Origin of the sequence: Desulfonatronovibrio magnus, assembly GCF_000934755.1 — a bacterium.
Lineage (GTDB): Bacteria > Desulfobacterota > Desulfovibrionia > Desulfovibrionales > Desulfonatronovibrionaceae > Desulfonatronovibrio > Desulfonatronovibrio magnus.
The window spans coordinates 20,775-27,628 of sequence record NZ_JYNP01000067.1; the positions used below are offsets into that span (position 1 = coordinate 20,775).

A 6,854-nucleotide genomic window follows, 5' to 3' on the forward strand; every position below is an offset into this window, starting at 1 on the left:
TGTGTCAAATATTGCTTGACCTGTGAAGCAAATTATTACTAATTTCCTGTATGTTTTTTTTGCTCGCCTTTTTATCTGTTTATTTCAGCATGCATGCTTTTACCTGGTTCAGGTTCAGTTCTCAATTATCTCTTAACTCCACCCAGTCCAGATTCGGATATTTTATTTGCCTGTTTCTTGCGGCATCCCCCATTATGGCTCATGTCATTCCACTATCCTGGCCTGAGCAATTTGTCTATTTGGTCTGGCAGCTGACATTTACCTGGTTGGGACTCATATTTTATCTGTTTATTATCCAGATATTTTTTTATGCTGCCAGCCTGGTGTCTGGAATATTCACAAAAGAGAGGCAATACTTTAAATCTGCAACAGCCGCCTGCTTGTGTGCTTTGAGCAGCATTGCAATTGTAGGATACGGTTTTTTGGAAGCCTCTAAACCGGTTAAAACTATCAAGTACGAGGTCATCTCCCAAAAAGTTGCCCAGAATACCAGGCTGGTATTTCTCTCCGATCTTCATCTCGGAGTGCAAAAATCTTCAGCCCGCCTGCAGAACCTTATTGAATTGATTGAAAACAAGGAGCCAGATCTGATAATTTTTGGTGGAGATGTGGTTAATGATCACCTGGAGTGGCTGAGTGATGAAGCCAGGCAGATTAGAAACCTTAAAGTACCGGCAGGCAAATTTGGGGTAATAGGCAATCATGAGTTTTACCCCGGTCTTCAGGATTCTCTGAATTTTCTAAGTGACGCAGAAATAAAAATCATAGATGACGATATGATCTACATTGAAGAGTTAAACATCAATCTCATCGGTATCACCGATCCAACTCCTTTTTCTCCAGCAAGGGCCCATCAGGAAAATATAACCAGCAAATTACTTAGTTCAGCAGATTCCGGGCATTTTAACCTCTTAGTCAGCCACAGGCCTTGGGGTTTTGAATCTGCTGTAAGGTACGGGACTGAGTTGCACTTGGCGGGTCACACTCATAATGGACAGATTTTTCCCTTTAGATATTTTGTGCGCCTTCAATTTGAATATGTTTATGGCGCATACCGCGAAGGCAATTCGAAACTGATTGTGACCAGTGGAGCAGGAAGCTGGGGCCCACCCATCAGGTTTATGGCCCCGGCAGAAATTGTTGTTGTGGATTTGGTTCGTCCATGAGTGAATTCTGAACACTACAGCGATATTTTTTGTTAATTTTGCCTCGGCCACCGGGGACAGGAACTTCTGCCGACCTCAAACCGCTATGCAGCCGGACTATCCGGCAGCAGAAGAGCCAGTCCCCTTCAAGCTTAAATTAAGTATCACTGCAATGATCATCTTTTTCACAAAGATGAGACAGTGCAAAGCTGAGCAAGTTTTATTTTTTGAAACTTCATGTTTAGATACACTTCCACCTCTGCACTGGCCAGGCTGCGAACATAAGTATCTATAGCCTGTGGAAATTTATTGATATGCTTAAAGAATAAACACAGACAGGTCAAAATATAAGCATCCCGTTCATCTTCCAGTGCTTTGACCGCCACGGTCCAACCAGCTTTTGCAAGGCCAGGGCGACTCTGAGCCAAACGGGCAATTCCCCAGAAAGCTCCTCTTCGCAAAGGAAGATATTCCAGATAATTGTCAGCACCGTCATCTCTCTCTGCGATATAAGAAAATAAAATAGTATGGAACTCAGTGGTTAGATGTGCATTTCTGGCCATGATTTCACCCATACATTCAGGAGCCCCCCAGCCAATCCCACCTGATTCATCATTTAATGACCACATAAGTCTGCGCATGACAACCCTGGCTTCTTCAATATTTTCGCCTGCAAGCCTGTCTGTCAGATGCCCCATGGCGGTGACGGCATGCCATCTGATCAAGGGGTCAGGATTCAGCAAAGCCGCAAATACAGGACTCAGGACCTTTTTTACAGGAAACTCGTCCAAAAGCAGGAGAGAGTCACTAATATTTTCAGAGCGCAAGATTCCAATAATCTGATTTTTTATCTCTTTCATATCTAAAACAAAAGTATTCTTGTAAAAATTTATTTCAGTCAAAAGCAAACTGACATCAAGAAGTGGCCGAAACTTTATCTTTGATGTTTTGAGCCAATACCCTTCCCATTTCTCTGCACTTGGCCAGATCTTCATGAGTAGGAACATTCTGAACTCTCAGCGGTTCAACAGGCATTTTAAAGCCAGTACTTTTCAGTACTTCAGCCATGGCCTTGGGTGCTTCACCACTCCATCCAAAAGAACCAAGTGTAGCGCCTATTCTGCCTTTTGGCTTAAGCCCCTTCATATATGTTAAAAAGTCAGCCATAAGAGGCAGCATACCGTTGTTGTGAGTAGGTGAGGCGCATATCAAAGCAGCTGCGTCAGCGAACTCTCCCATAACATCACTGTGGTGATATTTTTTCAAAGACATGAACCTTATTTCAATACCCTCTTCCATCAATGCATCACCAACAGCCTTGAGCATCTTTTCACTGCTGCTCCACATGGTATCATACACCAGTACAGCTTTGGCCCTGACTTTCTGGGAAGCAAACTCTTCATAGGCGGCAATGATTTCTGGAACGTGACTGCGCCAGATGATACCGTGATCAGGAGCAATCATGTCAACCTTCAGGCCGGAATTTTTTAATTTGGTCAATGTCTTTTGAACAAAAGTGGAAAAGGGAAGGATGATATTGGTATAGTAATGTCTTGCCTCTGACAGAAGCATATTAAGATCATGTTCGTCGTCAAACAGTTTTGAAGTTGCTATGTTCTGCCCGAAAGCATCGCTGGAAATAAGGATTTCGTCTTCATGGACATAGGAAAACATACTGTCAGGCCAATGCAGCATTTTGGCTTCAATGAAACTGATTTCTTTTCGACCGATAGATATGGAATCACCATCCTTGACAACATGTAAAGGCCAGTCAGTTTTGTGAAAATGACTTTGAATAAACTTTTTACCCATGGGTGAGCAGAATATTTTTTCTGGAATGCATTTTTCCACCATAAAGGGGAGAGCACCAGAATGATCAAGCTCAACATGATTGACTACAATATAATCAATCAGTTCCGGCTTGATAATCTTGTGTAGCTGATGATACAAGTCGAGTTTGAATTTATCGGGAACTGTATCAAACAATGTTACCTTGTCGTCCATGAGCAAAAAGGCATTGTAAGTGGTACCCTTTCTGGCCAGAGCGTAGCCATGGAAATTTTGAATATTCCAGTCAACTACACCAACCCAGTATACATCTTTTTTCAATTCAATAATGGCCATAGTATCTCCAGGATTATTTTTATGGTAATAGTCTGTCCCTTTTTAAGAAAAGCAGGGGCCTGGCTCTTCCAAAGGTCTCAACTATATCATTTATATGTAAATTATAATTAAATACTTTTTGGCTGGGAAATTCATTCACAGCATAGTAAAAAATTTTCATCAGAGATGGGGCTTACGTTCCAGACACAGGGACTGTCACAATTTCCATTTACTCCCTCAAAATGTAAAAAACCCGCTGAATGATCAGCGGGTTTAACAGAATACTAAGCTTCTTTAGCAAAACTGTCCTTGTCAGCCCCGCACACAGGACAGACCCAGTCGTCTGGGAGGTCCTCAAATTTTGTGCCGGCTGCTACGCCATTGTCAGGATCTCCCTCAGCGGGATCATACACATAACCACATACTTCACATACATATTTGTCCATATTTTACTCCTTTTTGGTTTCCTGGGATTTAGCAACGAAATACTTTTTCTTTGTTCCACATTGAGGACAGCACCAGTCATCAGGTATATCTTCAAACTGCGTGTCTCTCGGCAGCCCTGTTCTTTCAGCGAGTACAGGGTTATACACATAACCGCACACCGCACACTCATATTTAATCACAGCGCTACACCTCGCATTTTTCTTCCTTTGCCGACCCTGGCCCAGCCAGGGGACGAAAACATTTTTTCCCTCCACCACAAACCGGACATTTCCAGTCATCAGGGAGATCCTCAAATTTCGTGCCTTTAGTGATTTTTCCTTTACGATCTCCCCTGTCCGGATCATAGACGTAGCCACAATTAGTCATCTGACATTGCCACATTTCTTCGGGAGCCGACATGTTTTCCTCCTGCTATGCTTCAGCTTTCCACAGGCCGTGAATGTTACAGTATTCTCTAACAGTTACCTTTTGTGCTTTAATGCAAAACTCTGCTTCAGGAGCCTGTCCGGGCTTGAGGAATTCCTTGTAAGACTTTCCATCAGCAATTAACTCAATCCATTCAATATAATGTTTTTCTTCCATGGGATGATCCACACTGCCTACTTTTACTTTGAAGCCGTCAGCAGTTTTTTCAATCACTGGAACATGTTTTTCCTTGGCTGCGTCAACAGTGTTTTCAGTCATCAATTTCATGGGCTGACCACAGCACACTAGTTCACCCTGACCGCCATGTACCACTTCTACTATATTTCCACAGGCCTCGCATTTGTAAATTTCCCTAATCTCAGGCATAATCAACCTCACTAATCTTTAAATGTTAACGGTTATAAGCACTTTCTTAAAACAGAGTTTATGCTTGTGGCAAGATTTTTTTCCGGACAGCCATAGAGAACGAATCCGGGAAAAAGACAGGAAAAAATACTTTATTGCCAGTTCTCGCAAAGAACCTCAAAATGTGCCTTGGGGTGGACACAGGAAGGGCATTCCTCCAAGGCTTCCTTACCCTTATGAGTGTAACCACAGTTCTGACACTTCCAGATAACTTCCTGATCTTTTCTGAAAACAGTACCCTTTTCAATATTAGCGATAAAGCCTCTGTACCTTCTTTCATGCAGCTGCTCAGCTACAGCAATGGCTTCCATGGCTGCTGCCACTTCAGGAAAGCCTTCTTCCATGGCCACCTGGGCAAATTCAGGGTACATGGTTTCGTGCTCGTACTTTTCACCGTTGGCTGCCTCCTGCAGATTTTCCATGGTTGTTCCTATTTTTCCAGCTGGAAAAGCAGCCTGAATCTCTACCTCACCACCTTCCAGAAACTTAAACAGCCTTTTGGCATGCTCTTTTTCCTGGTTGGCTGTTTCTTCAAAAATGTTGGCCAGATGCACATAACCGTCTTTTTTAGCTTGCTTAGCAAAATAAGTGTATCGATTGCGCGCCTGTGATTCTCCAGCAAACGCGGTAAGAATGTTTTTTTCAGTTTTAGTTCCTTTAACAGATTTCATAATATCCTCCTTGATTATTAGTTTATAAGTTTAGAGAGAATCCGCAGTTGAACTCTATCAATCTCTAATTACTCTTTAGCATGCAAAATATTAAAACACAAAACTTTTTTCAGCAAACCCACATAGCACAGCTGCTTTAAAACGTATTCTGGCAATCCTGACAGGCACCCAGCACTTCAAACCTGAAACCTGTAACTTTGAAGCCTGATGCCAGATTCGCTATATTGTCTGCACAAACATCAATTTCCCCTTCTACATCACGCACTTTTCCGCAAGATGTACAAATGATGTGCAGATGGTCATCTGTAACCCCATCAAAACGATTCTGATCGCCACAGGTATCAATCTTACGCACATAACCCTGCCTGCTCAAAACGTCTAAATTGCGATAAACGGTGCCCAGGCTGATATTGGGAAGCTTCTTCCTTACTTCATCATAAATCTCAGTAGCTGTTGGATGGGCAACTGTATGCTGAAGAATATGAAGTATTAACTTCCTTTGCTTTGTCAACCTCATTTTTGCTCCTTTTCAGGAATGATTACTAATACTACATATGTATGTCAATACAAAAAAGGCCTGAAGATTATAATCCTCAGGCCTTTACTTTATACGAAAAGCAGAGCTTGTTTGAGCTAAACAGGGCAATAAAAACACCAATTCATCATACAAGTACTGGCAAAACCTTAGTGTTCATTTAAAATTTATGAGATAACAGTAAGATTTGCTGCCTGGAAAAAAAAATTACAAGTGAAGCTTTCTGTCCCACGACTGTAAAACAGATCCGGAAACATATGAGAATTCCAGGCTGCCAGTACAAAGCTTAGTGCATATCAATCAACGGTTATCAAATGTTTAATTTGATCATATCTCCCTTCTCCAACGCCTGAAACCTGCATGATATCCTCAGGTTTTTCAAAGGGAAATTGCTCCCTATGCTCGACTATTCTCTCAGCTATCGCCGGACCAATTCCTGGCAAGACCGTTAACTCCTCAATAGTTGCAGTGTTGATATTTATCAACTCTGCTTCTGCACCAACCGGGACAGCTGCCATAAGAAAAAACAGAAAAAAAATGACTGGTAAAAATTTGAATTTTATCATTGTTCCTCCTAAGGTGAAGATGCCTGCCTTCCTATAAAGTTTAACAATATGATTTATATATATCATGCCTAGATATATTTTGCAACACTTTTTTTACATGTGGTCAACACTATATATATAAATATTTCCGATTCTTCGTTTCTGATTGAATGAATTAAAGACAATAAATTTGCATAGATATCCGGTCGGATCTGAAAAACGTATTGAGCCTACAAGCAACTAAAACCAAATTAGCAATAAATTCAAAGCATTATGGTTTCACCTTACAAATTGCTTTGGTCGCTAAGGCTCCCTCGCGGGTGACAGGTTTTCAGCAACTACATCCCTGACAGCTCAGGTGTCATTGCGAGCGAGTCTTCGAGCGCGGCAATCTCAAACGTGTTAAGGCTATTTCAAGTTACTCACAGGTTCGGTCCCGGGCCGCCCGGGTGATGAGCTTACAAGCAACTATAATTGTTTTGATATTAAATTCAGACAGTTACAGTTATCACATTTTTATGATTTTTGCTTATGATTCATGCACATTTGCCAGAAAATTTCCGTCAAAGATGGGAAC

Annotated in this window: 10 protein-coding genes; 1 reads left to right on the forward strand and 9 read right to left on the reverse strand. The window is 41.7% G+C overall.

What is annotated here, in order from left to right; all coding sequences use genetic code 11:
* Positions 1–89 precede the first annotated feature (89 nt).
* Positions 90–1,166 (forward strand): metallophosphoesterase, encoded by a 1,077-nt coding sequence (locus LZ23_RS08125; RefSeq protein WP_198145934.1) that lies wholly within the window; start codon positions 90–92, stop codon positions 1,164–1,166.
* 164 nt (positions 1,167–1,330) lie between these two features.
* Here the strand turns inward: LZ23_RS08125 and LZ23_RS22450 are convergent, their stop codons facing one another.
* The 9 genes from LZ23_RS22450 to LZ23_RS08160 form a co-directional block, all read right to left on the reverse strand.
* Positions 1,331–2,005: a DVU0298 family protein gene (locus tag LZ23_RS22450; protein WP_157493134.1), complete on the reverse strand. Its 675-nt coding sequence runs from the start codon at positions 2,003–2,005 to the stop codon at positions 1,331–1,333.
* 55 nt (positions 2,006–2,060) lie between these two features.
* The gene (locus tag LZ23_RS08135) at positions 2,061–3,269 is read right to left on the reverse strand and encodes an FprA family A-type flavoprotein (protein ID WP_045213158.1); all 1,209 of its coding nucleotides are present in this window, start codon (positions 3,267–3,269) and stop codon (positions 2,061–2,063) included.
* Between the two features lie 263 nt (positions 3,270–3,532).
* Positions 3,533–3,694 (reverse strand): rubredoxin, encoded by a 162-nt coding sequence (gene rd, locus LZ23_RS24965; protein WP_084590954.1) that lies wholly within the window; start codon positions 3,692–3,694, stop codon positions 3,533–3,535.
* 3 nt (positions 3,695–3,697) lie between these two features.
* On the reverse strand, positions 3,698–3,874 hold the full coding sequence (locus LZ23_RS24970; RefSeq protein WP_084590955.1) for a rubredoxin: 177 nt from the start codon (positions 3,872–3,874) through the stop codon (positions 3,698–3,700).
* Between the two features lie 4 nt (positions 3,875–3,878).
* Positions 3,879–4,094 carry a rubredoxin gene (locus tag LZ23_RS08140; RefSeq protein ID WP_045213160.1) on the reverse strand — a complete coding sequence of 72 codons (216 nt, stop codon included), beginning with the start codon at positions 4,092–4,094 and terminating at the stop codon, positions 3,879–3,881.
* 12 nt (positions 4,095–4,106) lie between these two features.
* Complete coding sequence (locus LZ23_RS08145) at positions 4,107–4,487, reverse strand: desulfoferrodoxin (protein ID WP_045213162.1); 381 nt, start codon at positions 4,485–4,487, stop codon at positions 4,107–4,109.
* Between the two features lie 131 nt (positions 4,488–4,618).
* Positions 4,619–5,197 (reverse strand): rubrerythrin, encoded by a 579-nt coding sequence (gene rbr / locus LZ23_RS08150; RefSeq protein WP_045213164.1) that lies wholly within the window; start codon positions 5,195–5,197, stop codon positions 4,619–4,621.
* 136 nt (positions 5,198–5,333) lie between these two features.
* A complete protein-coding gene (locus LZ23_RS08155) occupies positions 5,334–5,714 on the reverse strand; it encodes a Fur family transcriptional regulator (protein WP_045213166.1) in 381 nt (126 codons plus the stop codon).
* Positions 5,715–6,028: 314 nt separating this feature from the next.
* The gene (locus LZ23_RS08160) at positions 6,029–6,364 is read right to left on the reverse strand and encodes a ComEA family DNA-binding protein (protein WP_084590956.1); all 336 of its coding nucleotides are present in this window, start codon (positions 6,362–6,364) and stop codon (positions 6,029–6,031) included.
* Positions 6,365–6,854: the final 490 nt, after the last annotated feature.

Excerpts from the sequence above, each read along its gene's own strand:
- LZ23_RS08140 (WP_045213160.1), bottom strand. The coding sequence starts at position 4,094 with ATGTCGGCTCCCGAAGAAATGTGGCAATGTCAGATGACTAATTGTGGC.
- LZ23_RS08145 (WP_045213162.1), bottom strand. The coding sequence starts at position 4,487 with ATGCCTGAGATTAGGGAAATTTACAAATGCGAGGCCTGTGGAAATATA.
- rbr (WP_045213164.1), bottom strand. The coding sequence starts at position 5,197 with ATGAAATCTGTTAAAGGAACTAAAACTGAAAAAAACATTCTTACCGCG.
- LZ23_RS08135 (WP_045213158.1), bottom strand. The coding sequence starts at position 3,269 with ATGGCCATTATTGAATTGAAAAAAGATGTATACTGGGTTGGTGTAGTT.
- rd (WP_084590954.1), bottom strand. The coding sequence starts at position 3,694 with ATGGACAAATATGTATGTGAAGTATGTGGTTATGTGTATGATCCCGCT.
- LZ23_RS22450 (WP_157493134.1), bottom strand. The coding sequence starts at position 2,005 with ATGAAAGAGATAAAAAATCAGATTATTGGAATCTTGCGCTCTGAAAAT.
- LZ23_RS08155 (WP_045213166.1), bottom strand. The coding sequence starts at position 5,714 with ATGAGGTTGACAAAGCAAAGGAAGTTAATACTTCATATTCTTCAGCAT.
- LZ23_RS08125 (WP_198145934.1), top strand. The coding sequence starts at position 90 with ATGCATGCTTTTACCTGGTTCAGGTTCAGTTCTCAATTATCTCTTAAC.
- LZ23_RS08160 (WP_084590956.1), bottom strand. The coding sequence starts at position 6,364 with ATGATATATATAAATCATATTGTTAAACTTTATAGGAAGGCAGGCATC.